A 14628-nucleotide genomic window follows, 5' to 3' on the forward strand; every position below is an offset into this window, starting at 1 on the left:
GGCAGTACCGGGACGGCCTTGAGGAGGGTTCGAGGCGCGCAGCGCGACGACGAAACGGTGCGCAATGTTTAGCTCACATGTATTCTCCGCGAGGTGGGGACGACAGACATGGTCAATGAGCTGATGCAGGGCGATTGGAGTCTTGCGAAAATACTCAGGCAACAGAACGAGTTCAGGTCAAGCTGCTTCATGCCCAATCGTTGTCGCCGCATGTAAGGCTGGATTGGCGGATTTGGAGCGGAGTCTTTAGCGTCGAGTATTCTCATCGCCGATCGACGAACGTCAGCGCAACTCTGGCTACAGCCTCCTGTTCGGGGGGGCTGCTCACGCAGATGTACCGAATCGAGTGTCAGAGAGCTCTCACCTTGAGCCAACCAATTCGCTCGTTTTGTCCGTCTTCAAGGCGCTCAAAATTACCGGTAAACGTGATTGGAGGGAGGGCGCGTTCAATGACACGATGGTTCGCTATGCCCGTGGGGCAAGGCATGCGAGTCACGGACGGTGCTGACAGCGGAAGCCGACCATGCCTCATCCGGCATCGCATGGATGATGACGAGAACTCGCTGATATGTCCCGCAAGCGGTCGCAATGCGGGTCGGGAGAGGGCGGGTAACGGCAGTTCACCTCACTTCGTGAAAGCTCAGTTCGAAGATGCTCGGCCTTAGTACAGGCCCCTTCGGCCTTCTTTAAGCAGAACAGCGCTGGCGTAACATCGGGTGGAGCAGGAGAGGAGTACGCTGTCACCTACATGCGACTTCTCGATGCCGCGGCTGCTAGGGCAGATTGGCGAAATAGTGCGCATTGTGCTTGGGCTTGATCCCATCGTTGTCTGCTGTCGTGCTCGATCTGCCGCTCGACGTGAATTTCGAGCGTCGGTTGGGCGCCGCACGTCAATTGTGGCGCGGGCTTGAGCATGGGCCGCTCGGAACGGATCCCCTTGCTTTGCCGGCTTTGAAGCAGCGTCTCAACTGATCCTCGCGCTGCGTGCACTGGATGGATGGCAGCAAGGAAATAGCTATCGCGCAGGGCGTTTTCGAAAGTGATCGTATTGCTGGCCGAAGTTGGAAAACAGACGACCTGCGCAGCCGAACCATTCGGCTTGTTAAGCTGGGGCGGCGTCTCATGATCCTTCGCTTCCGCGCAGTGCTCCACAAGGGCAGACGAAGGAATGACAGTTCATGAGTTCTTGGGCGCTCAATGGCGTACCTCCGTTCGGTGCAGCCAATACTTCTGCTGGCATGGCGCGATCGCGGATAGAATGAGATCTTTGCGATCGCTCTCTCACTGTTCGGCCATGTCAGCAGTATGCCGGGACGCGATGTGATGTTCAGTATCTGCGTTGATCGACGAGCGAGAGCTCTCCGCCCGCGACCAGATGTGGCGGCCCACGCATACCAGCTCCTTGTTGTAGATCTCCCAGCTATCGGCAGGTTCGATGACGGGAAAGGTCGCGTGTAATCAATATGTCGATCATCCGAAGATGTCGGTGGCGATAGCGAGCTGACGACGTCCACGATGACACCGCCCGCTTCGGCAGAGAAACGCTTGCAGATGTGGAACCAGAAGGCAGAAAGCAAAAGTCGATATTGGATGTGCGGACGACAAGCCGATTGCCTCCTGCGCCCGCACGGCGTCGCATTCTCTTCGCGGTGAAGCCGACCGTTTCGAGCGATTCGGAGACTGCGTTTGCAAATAACCTCCCGAACTCGGTTAAAATGACTGCGCCGTCCACGCTGCTCGATCAGGTCGCACCCAGATAGTCCCGCAGTGCGGACAAATAGCGGCTGACAGAACTCTGTGTTGTTCCCAAGGTGGTGGCGGCGCGCGTGACGCTGCCTTCGCGGGCGACGGTCACAAAAGCGCGGATGGCGTTTAAAGGAACTTCATCGTCTTGAGCCGCCTGCTCCGACGCCAGAATGAACATCCATCACATTACTCGATGTCCATAGGGGGATTCCCGCGTATAAAGGGTCGGCTGTGCATAAAATCCACATGGAGCGATTGATGCTGGTCCAGTACCGCAGAAGATCTGCGTCAACAGCTCAGTGCTGTAACGGGGGCTATGTCCTTTCTCGACGTGCCGAGTTCGGCTTGCGACCTTTAGGTAGGGTCGCGGGCTGCGGCGCCCCCTCGGATGGCCGAACAAACAGCTCGAGACAGCAACGCCGAGCGTCTCGGCCAGGCGATCCAGAAGATCCACTGTCGGGTTTGCCTGTTGGCGCTCAAGACCGCTCATGTAGGAGCGGTCAATACCTGCATCATAGGCCAATCGCTCTTGCGAAATACCGCGCTCGACGCGGATCCGGCGCGCATTGTAAGCCACAAGCGCACGAGCTCTCATGCGCGAAAGCAGCCATTTCGATGGTCATCAAATCACTGGCTATAACCGAAATAAAAAGATCGCTAAATTGGAGGTTTTGACGGATTATTCGATGCGTGTCACCGAATCGTTGTTCCCCCGACCCCACTGGGGCGGGCCGTACCGGCGCCGGTATGTCGACCGTATCAATTTGCGGCGGCGCAGGTTTTGCGGGCGCTGACCACAGCGCTCAGTCGTTCCGCTGGCTCGGCAGCCGTTCAAAGTCCGCTGTCCCACTTGCGCGAACAGGCTCGAGCCAAAGGCAAAGATGCTGACTGACAGGGAGCCGATGATCCTCCATTTAGCGAAATAGAGTTGCAGCCCCGATGAATGAGTCGGCGCAAACTGTCGAGATTGCAGCGACGGCCGTTCAGGCGAGGTTAGAGGTGGCCTTCAGCGCAGAAAGCGCGTTTCAGCTGCCTTAACTTCGTCCATTCTCTGGAGTCTGAAGATTTCCTCGACCGGTACAATATCCTTGTGGACGTTCTGGACGCCGCCATCAGCGATGATGCGGCGGAAGGTGTCCCTCAACGCCGTGCTTGAGGCCCGGATCCCGTAATTGCCATAGATCATCATCTGGACGTTACCCAACTCCTTGACCCGACAGGCATCCAGATCCGGATAAGCATTTGGCACAAGGGCCAGTGGCACTGAACCGCTCCAGGCGCGGGAAAAGCTTTCGATCTCGGCAGGATCTTTCTTCTTTGAATGGATCAGGATCATGTCGGCACCAGCCTTCACATATGCTTGCGCGCGGTCTAAGGCTTCAGCTTCGCCAAGGCCAGCGATGAGCGCTTCGGTCCTCGCGATCACAAGCAAATTTGGATCTCGTCTTGTGGCGAGAGCAGCCTCGATCTTGCCCTGGAATTCCTCGACGCGCAGCAGTTGCTGGCGCCCGTCCGCAGCAAGGCTCGTTACCTTGGGAAATGTCTTGTCCTCGATGACGATGGCGCTGGCGCCGGCCCTTTCATACTCGCCAATCGCATGCATGACATTGATCGCATTGCCATAGCCCGTGTCGATGTCGGCCACGATCGGTATCGTCGTGCGGCCGGCGATTGCTCGCAGCATATCCAGATGCTGTGCCATCGAAATCAGGCTCATGTCAGCCAAGCCATAAAGCGCGGAAAGTTCGAAGCCGGAGGCCCACAGCCCGTCGAAGCCGGCTTCCTCCGCGAGGATCGCTGAAAGCGGACTGTGAGCCGCCATAATGTGGACAAGGCCGCTTTCGGCCATTCGAGCGCGCAGGCGTTTGGCAGGGGACATGTGAAGCCTTTCAAAAAAGGGGCGCAAGCGGCGATGATCCAATCGCAGGCCCGGGTGAGATCCTCAACCGAGGAAGCATGGGAGATGCGAATGTCGGGCGAGGCCAGGAAGCCGCCGGGGGCCACTGCAGGGACCCAACGCATCCAGAAGATACAAGGCGAACATGGCTGCAGTCTCTGTCACCTTGCCGGCCGGCGTTCGTTTGCCGATCAAACCGGCGCAGGAGCAAAATGCGTGGAGTGCGCCGGGTAACGGGCACGATGGTCCTTCCGCCTGGTTCATCTCAGCGGCCACGAGTTCGCGGTGTTGCGCAAACTCCCGCGGCTTGCGTTAGATGACCCGCACGCCAGACATCGCCTCGATAGCTCCATATTGCGCGACCTAGCTCCTGTGGGAAGAGATCCCACTTCGGGCGAGATTGGTGGCGTTGACCAGAGTCAGAGATCCCGCGGCATACAGAACCGGCCAGCCAGTGATTGCGTCGGCGTCCGAACGCCGTTGCCTCGGTAGGGAGCCTTGCAAAGATCGCGTTGAAGACCTGCTTTGCGCTGCAAAAGACCGTAGTCTGATCGATACTGAATTGAGCCCGTGACCGCGACTGAAGTCCCGTGGACTGCCTCGCGCAGCTGCCTGCTTCCGAGAAGCGCGCTGCATTTCGTCGGCCGTCGCGGATTGTGCAGATGCCTGCCTTCCGGGCAGCAGGTGAGGTTTCGAAATCCGTTTCGCCTTGACCGAGTGTGATCACGGCCGCGCCGTGTTCGTGTAGCTCGGCGGCTCGCAGCGTCATGGCTTCGGCCTGAGAAACTGACAAGCCTTGAGCCGTTCTGTAACGACAGACATAGGAGCACCTGAAGTTTGACGCAGGATTGTTGACCGCTTCTACTCGTTGGCAAACTTGCGAACAAAATGGACATTCGTGTTTGTTGAATGAAATGATCGCAAGTTGCGATGCCTTTCGACGGCGCGTTTCGCGGCCACGCCTCAGCGGAGCAGTTTGCTCGGCGCTTTACGCATTGGGCGCCGCGCAGACGCGTGAATTCTCCTTCAAAATCGAAATGATCAACAGGACGCGAAGCGCATTCCGGCTCACGACGAAATTGAGCGGCGCCCCCTTTAAGGAAGCAGCGCCAAGACCGCTCGACGCGGCTGGTCCATTCTCAAGCGACCTCGGCGACGCCGCTTAAGGCCACACTGTTTAGCTCCGCAGTACGCCGTTATCGCATATTGCAGGAGCCATCATCTACTTATTCGATACTTGTCATCCAGCTGTAGCACGATGGGTCTTGAAGATCCGCAGCTTGCGCAAAAAGTTCATGCCAGAAAGAAAGTGATGCGATGGCATCGGTTTTGATCGAAAGTATCACTAAGGCCTACGGTCTGGTGCCCGTCCTGCGCAGCGTCTCGCTGTCGATAGCCGATGGTGAATTCCTGACGCTGTTGGGACCATCGGGGTGTGGTAAGTCGACGCTGCTCCGGATCCTGGCCGGACTTGAGGTGCAGGACGCTGGCTCCGTCTCGATCGGCGAGCGAATCGTGGACGGAGTGCGGCCAAAGCGGCGGGATATCGCAATGGTGTTCCAATCCTATGCGCTCTATCCCCATATGAGCGTTGCGTCGAACATCGCGCTGCCGCTGCGGATGCGTCGGCTCTCTGCCTTACAGAGGCTCCCCCTTATCGGCCGCCTTCTGCCAGGAACGACGCAGATCGCCGCGGACATTGGGATGGAAGTCTCCCGTACGGCTAAGTCCCTAGGCATCGGCCAACTATTGTCGCGCAAACCGGGGCAACTCTCGGGCGGCCAACGCCAGCGTGTCGCGGTTGGTCGGGCGATGGTGCGCCATCCAGCTGTTTTCCTAATGGACGAACCCCTATCCAATCTCGATGCCAAGCTGCGCGTGCAGCTGCGCGCCGAGATCAAGGAACTGCACCAACGGCTCGGGGTCACCTTCATCTATGTTACGCATGATCAGGCCGAAGCGATGACCCTTTCGGACCGCGTGGCGGTGATGCTCGAGGGTGAGTTGTTGCAGGTTGCTCCACCGCAAAGCATCTATTCCGATCCAGACAATCGCCGCGTTGCCGAATTCATCGGCTCACCCAAGATCAACTTGCTTGATGGTGTGATGCGCGAACGCGGCCTAATCGACGTGGCCGGTTGGACGATCCAGATCGAAGCGGATGCCTTGGCAGGCACGCCGCTCTCGCTCGGCATTCGTCCGGAGGCTCTTTATCTCGCAGAGCACGCGGGCCAGGGAGTGCTGACAGGTTCGGTGCGAATGGTCGAGCACATGGGATCAGATCTCTTCGTACATCTCGATCTTGCCGGCATCGATCAGCCCTTGATCGCAAGGCTGATGGCCGAGCGGGCGCCGCATATCGCGCCAGGCCAGACCTTGCATGTCGGCGCGAGACCGGATCGCATTCTTCTGTTTACACGGGATGGACGGCGCTTACGGCGGGAAGCGGATTCTGTTCGCAGATACGTCGCTCCGCTCCGCGAGGCCGCGGGATGAGTGAGCCTCGTGCTTTTTCCAACGCTTGTCATCGGTCATTAACGCGGCGTGGAGCCTCATTTCTAGCGGCCTCACCAGCTCGTCGGCAAGCGTTTGTGGTGGCATTCGCAGGATACGGGCTGGCTGGCCCGGCGGTCTTCTTCCTGCTGCTGTTGTTCTTGTTGCCGGTGGTTGGGGTGTTTTTCATTGCGCTCACCGACTGGCAGCTGGGGGCGGGCTCTTTCGCCTTCGTCGGCCTCGCCAACTACCGTGAGGCGTTCGCGGATCCCACCTTTAGGGCCTCCCTCGCCAACACCGCTGTCTATGTTCTGATCGTCGTGCCTGGTACGCTGCTTGGCGGCCTTACGGTTGCACTTCTGATCGAAAGCGGAAAATCCTGCCGCTCGTTCTATCGTGCCATTCATTTCCTGCCCTTTATGGCAACGATCACGGCTATGGCCATTGTCTGGGAGGCGCTGCTGCATCCCACGATAGGCCTCGTGAACCAGATGTTCGCCGCCGTGGGCCTTTCGACCGCCAATTGGCTGCGCAATGAAAATACCGTCCTTCCGGTGTTGGGCACTATCGGGATCTGGCAAAATCTCGGCTATGCGATGGTGTTGTTTCTCGCGGGCCTCAAAAGCATCCCGCGAGATCTCTACGATGCAGCCGATGTCGATGGTGCCGACTTATGGATCGACCGGCTCCGCACTGTCACTCTGCCCTTGCTCGGGCCGGTCTCGATGTTCGTTGTCATTGTTGTGGCACTGAGGGCCTTGGAATGCTTCGACGCGGTGAAGGTACTGACGCAAGGCGGCCCTGGGAATGCCTCCGAGGTACTGCTCTACACGCTCTATCGAGAGAGTTTTGAGTATCTGCGCAGCGGATATGGCGCCGCTCTCGCCGTCGTCTTTCTTGCCATGGTCGGAACTCTCACGCTCATCAATGCCCTCGTCATGGATAAGAAGGTGCATTACCAATGAGCGCGGCCGTCAACCGCTTGTCGTTCCTTGTCGGTACTCTTCGCCATGTCGTGTTACTCGTCACAGGAGCGTTGATCCTTGTCCCCTTCCTGTGGATGATCTCGCTCTCGATCAAGGCGCCGGGCGAAATATTCCACGCGTCCTTCTCCTTTTGGCCCGCGCAATTCTATGGCATCGAAAATTATAAAAAAGCCCTGACTGAAGCGCCGCTGCTCCGCTACATGGGCAACGGCCTGATGGTATGCGGTCTGATCCTGGCGCTGCAAATTCTCCTCTGCGCTCCTTGCGCCTATGCGCTTGCAAAATTACGGTTTTTCGGTCGCGACCTGGTTTTCGGCCTGGTGCTTGCTGGTCTGATCCTCCCGCACCAAGTGCTTTCGCTGCCGCTATTCATCCTCGGGTACAAGCTCGCCATCCTCAACACTTACACCGCGCTGATCCTTCCATATGTCGTCTCACCCTTCGGCATCTTTCTGTTACGGCAGTTTTTCAAGACCATTCCGGATGATGTTGTGCACGCTGCCCGTCTCGACGGTCTCTCTGAGTTCGCTATCGTCTGGAAGGTCATGGTGCCAATGGCACTACCGGCCATCATCGCCTTTGCAATCTTCTCGGTGGTCGGGCACTGGAATGACCTGTTCTGGCCACTGATCGCCGTACGTGATCTGTCCCTGATGCCGCCGCCGCTGGGTATTCTGGTCTTCAAGAACGAGGAGGCCGGCAGCGACTACGGTCCTCTGATGGCCGCATCCACTCTTGTGGTGCTGCCGCTCACCATCGCCTTCCTCGCAGCCCAACGTTGGTTTGTCGAGGGACAGACCGGAGGCGCCGTCAAACAATAGCGAACGAGGGGATCGAAATTCTCCTCTCGTCGCGTGCACAGGCATTGCCCCGGCAAGCGCTGAAATGGACAAAGTGTGAAAAGGAACTCCGATGCTCACAATAACAAAGCTTTCTTCTGCAATCGGCGCGGATGTCGCCAACGTTGATCTCCGCAGATTGGCGGAATCAAAAGACGCCGCCGTTGGCGGTGCGCTGCGCGAAGCGCTTGAAACGCACCTTGTGCTTCGCTTTCGTGCCCAGCATCTGTCACCAAGCGAGTTCGTCAGACTTGCATCAGCCTTCGGCCATACCAAGACCCTGAAGCGCGCCGCAGCGTCAAGTAGCGCGCATTTGCCTGGCCATCCTGAAATCAAGGTCGTCTCGAACGTAGCGAATGATGATGGCCGGCCGATCGGTGACGGTGGTTCTTCCGAAAATTACTGGCACACCGATGGCACCTATCTGCCACAGCCGGTCAAGTTAACGTTCTTGTACGGACGCGAGTCGCCCAAAATAAATCCCCCAAAGACGTTTTTCATGAACCTCTGCGATGTCCATGATCGCCTGCCTCACTGCTTGACATCCTATCTGAGCCGACTGAGTTGCATCCATTATTCGCAATATAACTTCGCTCCTGAATATGCCGAGCAAATTGCAGCACTCCCCGCGGGTGCCGATCGTCGGCATATTGGGCCCAGCTTTCCGCTCGTTCGCCTCAATCCCCATAGTGGAAGACCATCCTTGTATCTCCCGCGCCAACGACAGTGCCTTATCGAAGGCTTGACGAGCGAAGAGAGTGAGAAGCTCTCTGACCTGCTATGGACATACGTCGAAGCCTATGACGATACATGGGGCGATGTGATAGGTGTCGATGATCTCCTCGTTTTCGATAACAGTTACACGCTTCATAGACGTGAGGCGTTCGACTCTCGAGAACGGCGTGTCCTATGGCATATCACGACGGAGGGCGAACCACCGATTCCGTATGCGTCGGCGCCCTGAAGGGCGCGAGAGCTCAGTGGCAGCAAAATGAGTCGCGGCAGAGTGAAGGTGAGCGGTGCCATCCGGCCTGTAGCGATTCGTCCATGCCCGCGAAAGCGAGCATACCTTTGGTCCTAGACGCCCAAAATTGGCGGGCCGTTTTCCGGACCACAAGTCGCGCCATCATTGGAGAATTGGGGTGGTTGCCTGTTCGCCGACAATTTCAGAGTCCGCCCCGAGATCGGCGGCCGCGCTATTTTCGAACGAGCTATTTATGAATGGCGGCACGTTTCCTGCGGTTGTGTTTTGGCGCCCGCCGACCGGCACCAACCCAACCGTCGTTTTCTTGCCTGGCGGTGGCCATCTGGCCCGGGTCGCATATGGCCACCCGGGCGCGGATCCACGGGACTTCCTCGACTTTTGGCTGCGAAAGGTCGGATGGGGGCTTCTCGCGGTCTCCTATCCCAGTGATCATCCCACCTTTCCCCACCTCTATCCCGAGATGACCGTGAGCGACTGGGGGGCATCGGTGACCGCGATCACCCTCGACCTTTTAGCGACCTGTCCGGCGCCGCGGCGGGTCGTAGTGGCCGGCTGGAGCATGGCGGGGCGGGTTGCTCGCTCAGTCTGTCGAGGGCTCTCCCGAGGCGGTTTGCCGCCGATCGGCTTTATCTCGCTCGCTGCGAGCGCTCCGTTTCCCGGCCTGGTGCCCGTCTTCGAGAGAGGCGAGCCGGTGACGGAGGCGGGCTTGTGGGATCTCTCGGCCGATGAGCCCGGTCTACCAACGCGGCACGCAAATTGGTGTGCTGAACTTGCTGCCCTTTCGGCTGACAACGACCGCGTGGTCATCCCCGAAGATGTCTATCAACGCGACTATCGCATAAATACGCCGCTTCTGCTGCGCGGAGAGCCGCAATTCCTGAGATCGCGCAGCGCGGTCGTTTCGGTTGCCGAAGTGACGGACGAACTCGGCACTTTCGATTTTGGCTCCCATCCGCTGACGGGTGTAATTGCGCCGACGCGGCCTTCTGATGCACGTCACGCGCTAACCGATTCACTTACCTGGGGCTTCCTGAACGCACAGCACGTCTTCGAGCGCTACGTTAGCGGATGCCCCGACCTTTCCGCTATCCGTCCTCAGGTTTGGGAGCAGTTGCGGTCGCTCATGTTAGATTTGCCACGCCGTCTCACGCGTACTGTATCAGGCGGTCATTTCTTCTTCGTTGGTGAGCGCGGCGCCAAAGCAACAGCACGTCATCTGACAAATCTCGCCAGCGAAATCGCATTCCTGCAGGCCGAAGTCTCGGCCATCTTCTGCAATCAACCGGCACCAGCAACGAAGTAGAATGACAGCCTTCAGCCGTTCCCAAGCGCTCACTTACTGCATTCATACGCATTTCGGATAGTCCCCACGCTCCTCAAAACGTGTCGTTCAAGCTACCCCCGCCGGTACGAGCTGGCCCCGAAGCTGGTCGCTCGACCAGTCCGATCGCAGTCGGGCCCGCTAATTATGCCGACGCAATTCAAAGCATGATTGACGATCCCTCGATCGTATTGGGGCGGCAGGGACGAGGCGCTCGTCTCCTCACACCAAGCCGGGCGCCGAGGTTACGGGGCGTCAAACGAAGGATTGCGGCGTGCTGGTACACGCGGTCCACAAAAAAGATCCAAGGTACAAGCGCGGCGAGAGCCGCGCCTGTACACGTCAATCACTTCTTCAGAATGAGCTTGCGCGCCTCCTTGGCGGCGTCGTCGAGCGCCGCTTGCGCCGAGAGTTTGCTGCCCAATACCAGTTGCATTTTGTCCACGATCATCGCCGCGGCCTTCGTGCTGTTCTCGCCGGGAAATGCATACCAAGCCACCAGATTGCTGAGTTGCCGCAGCGGAACGATGTAGTTCGGATTTTCCAGATAAACCTTCTGTAGCTGTGGATCCGACAGCGCGGCCGTGTTGATTGGCGTATACCCTGTCATTGCCGCCATGATCGCCTGCGCCCGCGGGCTCGCGGCGAACTTAATGTATTTCCAGGCCGCTTCCTGCCGAGCGGGGGCTTTGGTTAGCATCATCATTCCGTTGCCGGCGGCCAAGGTCTTGCCGTCTTGAGCCAAGGGGATCGGCGCCATCGTAAGCATGAAATGCTGACCGATTTGCCGTTCGAAGTCCGTAAGAAGGCTGCTGGACGTCAAGTAGATGCCAATCCTGCCGCCGACAAAGGACTGACGGGCGTTGTCGCGCGATAAGTCTATCATACCAGAATCTGCAGCGCGCGCGACGGTTGCCATAGCGGCAAGCCCTTGCCGCTGGTCGAAGGCGATATCGTCCTCGCCCTTGTTCATCATCCTGCCGCCATGCGCAAAAAGCAGTGTTTCAAAGCCCCACGCGCCATTCGCATTATACTCCATGTAGAACCCACTGACGTTCGGCTCCAGCTTTGAGATCTTCTTGGCCAAATCGAAAACGCCGTCCCATGTCGTGGGGAGCTTGGCAGGGTCAGCGCCAGCGCGGGCGAGAAGGGCATTATTGTAGAACAACACTGGCGTCGTCAGCGAATAAGGGACGGCATAAGCTTTGTCACCGGGCGATCCGATGTTTCGGATGGCGTCAGCAACACCCTGCTGAATCCACTCCGGTTCGGTCGAGATAAAGCGGTCGAGCGGTACGGCAAGGCCACGATCGGCCAGCAGCCGTATACAATTTAGACCCTGGTGCGAAACGTCGGGAGCGTCGTTAATCAAATGCGCCCGCAAGGTACTTTGCAATAGTTCGTCGTAGCTCTTTGCCGTTTCGAACTTGATTGTTATCTCCGGGTGCGCTTTCGTAAATTCAGCCGCGATTGCATTGTACATCGCGGAAAAATTGGCCGGCGAATAGCTCACACGCAGTTCAAGCGCATAAACCATGCTCGGTCTGGCGATAACAATAGAAAGCACCAAGAACAAAGCCACGGCAAGCAGACGTCTCATCGTTAGTCTCCAATGAATAGAATAGAGCGAGCAAGCGCCTTGAACTGGCAGCTCGTCGCGCGGGATGTGTTTTGTGCGACATTTGCGCCGACCACCTGTGAAACCAAGCAGCAGGGGGCAGATTGGAGCTCTTCCGATCGGTCGGCTGTCAGCGGCGTGTTGCCGTTGCCTCCAAATCTCATCACAACGATCAATTCCTCGATCTCTCGAACGCGTTCGCTCGCGAAGGACTTCAAGAGGTGGATAGCGACATGCAAATGACATGCATCGAAAAATCATATGAGAAGCGCGCAACATGTGAACATGGCGTGCTCTTGCGTGATGATCATCGAGTTGCGATTGTCGGCGGAAACAACGGCGAATTATTTTCGCGGCCGAACGCGACGGGCGAAAGTGAACACGGTACACGTCCGCGCTTGGTACATTCTGGTGCATCGCAAGAGAGGCCAGGCCGCGGCTAGTCGGGTCGATTGCCCGCCTAGCATTGCAGGAGTTCAGCTCGTTTCCAAGAAAGGTCGCAAAATACCCGCTGGGTGAGCCGCTTGTTGGGGCTCTGTAAGCCAGGATCAGGGGCGTCGAGCAAACCAATCAACTGCGGGGGCACGCCTTTGGCGTCGCCCTCGCTACGCTGAGATTAACTTCGTACGCATCATTTGGATGTCGGCGCGCCCAGTTCTCCCGGGGGCCTACGATTTTAGCTTATCAACGGCCTTCACCACGTACAACGCGAGCTACTCCGCTAGAAGAATATCGATGTAGACGCTGAGAAATTCAGGGCATGGCCGATTTGTGGCGTATATGTGATGCTTGTCGGATGATCGATATATGTCAGCCCCAAGCTCGCGTATATTCCGGGGCCAACATGCGCGGTATATGTTCCGGAGATTGCTTTCGCGTCCCGATGAACGAGATTTCCTTTAGCCGCCGCAGCATCTACTGCAAATTTGCTCCAAACCGTGTCGGTAGCAACAAGCGAGATTTGATCACTGGGCCGGCTATCAAAGAGTCCCTTCGCGTAAAGCCGGAGCTCATAATACTGAGTAACCTTGTTGAGGTCAGGCGGAGCACCCATAACCGAAAATCCCCCATAGATGCCACGCGATGCGACGTCAGGGACATGGCTCTGCCAGAGTTGTCTGTCCGCAGCGACGTAATAGAGGCTATTCTCGTTAGCTCTCGGTTGGGTTGGATACGCCAAGTTCGTGTAGTGGCTGTTGTTGAAGCCAACGCCCGCCCGCAACCACGTCTCGGGTAAACCGGGAGCCGCGCTGTTGCGATACCCGCTCTCGTCAAGCAACAGAATGCCCGCGTTCGCAGTACTCCAGTCCAAGCCCGTTGAATTTGCGGTTATATGCGCAAATACCCCGTCTGGACTAGTAGAGCGTTGGAATGATACTTTGTTATACAGCCGGTCATCGAAATGGTAGGTTAGGTTGAGAGTAGGTGTCGGCGCCGGCGCGAAGTTCATCCCTCCTTGATAAAGCACATTCGACGACGGGCCGAAGACGTTCGCTCCGGGATTCCCTCCGACCACCGTGCCGGCTAACTCATATGAGTTCATGAGGTAGCCGACTTTGAGCTCGAGCTTCCGATCAAAAAAGGTTTGGTAGTAGGCAATTGTGTTGATTCCCCATCTATCCGGCCCTCCGGGCTGCCATGTCCAAGCTTGCTGCTCGGTTCCTACAATGATCTGACCGTCGGGGATCCCATACCGGCTGAGATCATAGGTCACCATCATATAATTTAGGGTGTAGAATGTCGGATTCTGTCCGCTATATAGTTGGTTGGCGATCGTGCTCTTGGCTGCATTCGGCAGAAGGTTGTTGACGTAGGTATTTTGCGTCCAAGCGATATATCCGATCCCAAGCTCTGCCAGCGCGGATCTGATGCCTCCTTTGTCCTGAACCAACGTATCGGCTGGACCAGGTAAGTTGACCTCCAATCCCTTTATGCGAAGGTTTTCGAACTTTGCGAATGGGTTGGCCTGGGGCGTAATAGCTTTGGCAGGGCGAGCGTCAGGACGCACTGTTCGTTTTTCAGCTGTGCTAAGTTGGATCATTTTCTTTTGAACTTTTCTCTTGGCGATCCCGGTCGGAGCGTCGCGTTCCTGATTGAGCGTACTGCTCGTTTGTGCCAGCGCAGTTCCGGTAATAAGATTAGCTGCCAGGATACATCCAACTGCTAGCTCCGCTTTTCGAATTGATTGAAATCGGAACGCATGTCCTGATGCCGAGTATGGCGGTCTTGTCTGATCATTTTGTCCATCGTTGTTTATCTTGACGCGCATAGAATCCCTCAGACGCGGTTAGAGCCGTTGCGCGCTGTGTTTGGCATCGCGACCGCAACTGAAGGATGACAGGCATCGGATAATTCGATGTGATTGCCTGTAAGATGCGATGACGCTAACTGTTTAAGGACCTATTGCGAGGGGTGCCTATGCGACCGCGGAGCGAGATCACTCTGTAGGTAGCCGGACCGTCCAAGTTATTCTCCGGAGGCAATCTGAGCGTGGTCAAGTGGAGAAAACCCGGATTGGAAGCTTCTCCAGGGCGGTCATGGCCTTTGCAATTGTTCGACAATGGGGTTGAAGCGTGGTGCGTTATAACCTTGGCCGGAATGATTCACATTTTTGATCAGGCGTATATTCGTGCTTCTGCTCAGTGCCAGCCGCTTGGGGCGACAATCGAAACGGCTATCGAGCAATGCTGGTCCGGTGTCGAGTCCACCTCGGCCTCGAGCGGATAACGTGCCCTTCCGTTTT

General features: G+C 57.3%; 11 protein-coding genes and 1 pseudogene. 7 read left to right on the forward strand and 5 right to left on the reverse strand.

Annotated features, from left to right (window positions below):
- Positions 1 to 825: 825 nt before the first annotated feature.
- Positions 826 to 972 (forward strand): hypothetical protein, encoded by a 147-nt coding sequence (locus tag WN72_RS09935; RefSeq protein ID WP_194483060.1) that lies wholly within the window; start codon positions 826 to 828, stop codon positions 970 to 972.
- Between the two features lie 21 nt (positions 973 to 993).
- Positions 994 to 1182, forward strand: a complete 189-nt coding sequence (locus tag WN72_RS47795) for a DNA -binding domain-containing protein (RefSeq protein ID WP_092217762.1) — start codon at positions 994 to 996, stop codon at positions 1180 to 1182.
- Positions 1183 to 1741: 559 nt separating this feature from the next.
- Here the strand turns inward: WN72_RS47795 and WN72_RS46780 are convergent.
- From WN72_RS46780 to WN72_RS09955, 3 genes and pseudogenes are all read right to left on the reverse strand, one after another.
- Positions 1742 to 1924 (reverse strand): helix-turn-helix domain-containing protein, encoded by a 183-nt coding sequence (locus WN72_RS46780; protein WP_244553854.1) that lies wholly within the window; start codon positions 1922 to 1924, stop codon positions 1742 to 1744.
- A gap of 136 nt (positions 1925 to 2060) precedes the next feature.
- Positions 2061 to 2341, reverse strand: a pseudogene (locus WN72_RS09950) (helix-turn-helix domain-containing protein).
- Positions 2342 to 2752: 411 nt separating this feature from the next.
- Positions 2753 to 3625 carry an isocitrate lyase/phosphoenolpyruvate mutase family protein gene (locus WN72_RS09955; RefSeq protein WP_092217761.1) on the reverse strand — a complete coding sequence of 291 codons (873 nt, stop codon included), beginning with the start codon at positions 3623 to 3625 and terminating at the stop codon, positions 2753 to 2755.
- Positions 3626 to 4960: 1335 nt separating this feature from the next.
- Between WN72_RS09955 and WN72_RS09960 the strand changes: the two genes are divergently transcribed.
- The 5 genes from WN72_RS09960 to WN72_RS09980 all read left to right on the forward strand — a co-directional run bounded on the left by WN72_RS09960 (position 4961) and on the right by WN72_RS09980 (position 10249).
- Positions 4961 to 6139 (forward strand): ABC transporter ATP-binding protein, encoded by a 1179-nt coding sequence (locus tag WN72_RS09960; protein WP_092217760.1) that lies wholly within the window; start codon positions 4961 to 4963, stop codon positions 6137 to 6139.
- Entirely contained in the window at positions 6136 to 7101 is a 966-nt protein-coding gene (locus WN72_RS09965) for a carbohydrate ABC transporter permease (RefSeq protein WP_092217759.1), read from the forward strand. Before WN72_RS09960 ends, WN72_RS09965 begins: the two co-directional genes overlap by 4 nt.
- Positions 7098 to 7943, forward strand: coding sequence for a carbohydrate ABC transporter permease (locus tag WN72_RS09970; protein WP_092217758.1), 846 nt, complete (start codon positions 7098 to 7100; stop codon positions 7941 to 7943). The genes WN72_RS09965 and WN72_RS09970 overlap by 4 nt, the downstream gene beginning before the upstream one ends.
- A 91-nt stretch (positions 7944 to 8034) precedes the next feature.
- Positions 8035 to 8925 (forward strand): TauD/TfdA dioxygenase family protein, encoded by an 891-nt coding sequence (locus WN72_RS09975; RefSeq protein WP_092217757.1) that lies wholly within the window; start codon positions 8035 to 8037, stop codon positions 8923 to 8925.
- A gap of 253 nt (positions 8926 to 9178) precedes the next feature.
- A complete protein-coding gene (locus WN72_RS09980) occupies positions 9179 to 10249 on the forward strand; it encodes an alpha/beta hydrolase family protein (RefSeq protein ID WP_092217756.1) in 1071 nt (356 codons plus the stop codon).
- A 364-nt stretch (positions 10250 to 10613) separates the two neighbouring features.
- On the opposite strand, the gene WN72_RS09985 is transcribed toward WN72_RS09980, so the two are convergent.
- Positions 10614 to 11867 carry an extracellular solute-binding protein gene (locus tag WN72_RS09985; protein WP_167380995.1) on the reverse strand — a complete coding sequence of 418 codons (1254 nt, stop codon included), beginning with the start codon at positions 11865 to 11867 and terminating at the stop codon, positions 10614 to 10616.
- A gap of 739 nt (positions 11868 to 12606) precedes the next feature.
- Positions 12607 to 14154: a carbohydrate porin gene (locus WN72_RS09990; protein WP_092217754.1), complete on the reverse strand. Its 1548-nt coding sequence runs from the start codon at positions 14152 to 14154 to the stop codon at positions 12607 to 12609.
- Positions 14155 to 14628: the final 474 nt, after the last annotated feature.

The sequence above is a fragment of the Bradyrhizobium arachidis genome (genome assembly GCF_015291705.1).
In the GTDB taxonomy this organism is placed as follows: domain Bacteria; phylum Pseudomonadota; class Alphaproteobacteria; order Rhizobiales; family Xanthobacteraceae; genus Bradyrhizobium; species Bradyrhizobium arachidis.

Bases quoted from the DNA above. Each gene is read 5' to 3' on its own strand.
- WN72_RS47795 (WP_092217762.1), top strand. From the start codon at position 994: ATGGATGGCAGCAAGGAAATAGCTATCGCGCAGGGCGTTTTCGAAAGT.
- WN72_RS46780 (WP_244553854.1), bottom strand. From the start codon at position 1,924: ATGTTCATTCTGGCGTCGGAGCAGGCGGCTCAAGACGATGAAGTTCCT.
- WN72_RS09955 (WP_092217761.1), bottom strand. From the start codon at position 3,625: ATGTCCCCTGCCAAACGCCTGCGCGCTCGAATGGCCGAAAGCGGCCTT.
- WN72_RS09960 (WP_092217760.1), top strand. From the start codon at position 4,961: ATGGCATCGGTTTTGATCGAAAGTATCACTAAGGCCTACGGTCTGGTG.
- WN72_RS09965 (WP_092217759.1), top strand. From the start codon at position 6,136: ATGAGTGAGCCTCGTGCTTTTTCCAACGCTTGTCATCGGTCATTAACG.
- WN72_RS09970 (WP_092217758.1), top strand. From the start codon at position 7,098: ATGAGCGCGGCCGTCAACCGCTTGTCGTTCCTTGTCGGTACTCTTCGC.
- WN72_RS09975 (WP_092217757.1), top strand. From the start codon at position 8,035: ATGCTCACAATAACAAAGCTTTCTTCTGCAATCGGCGCGGATGTCGCC.
- WN72_RS09980 (WP_092217756.1), top strand. From the start codon at position 9,179: ATGAATGGCGGCACGTTTCCTGCGGTTGTGTTTTGGCGCCCGCCGACC.
- WN72_RS09985 (WP_167380995.1), bottom strand. From the start codon at position 11,867: ATGAGACGTCTGCTTGCCGTGGCTTTGTTCTTGGTGCTTTCTATTGTT.
- WN72_RS09990 (WP_092217754.1), bottom strand. From the start codon at position 14,154: ATGCGCGTCAAGATAAACAACGATGGACAAAATGATCAGACAAGACCG.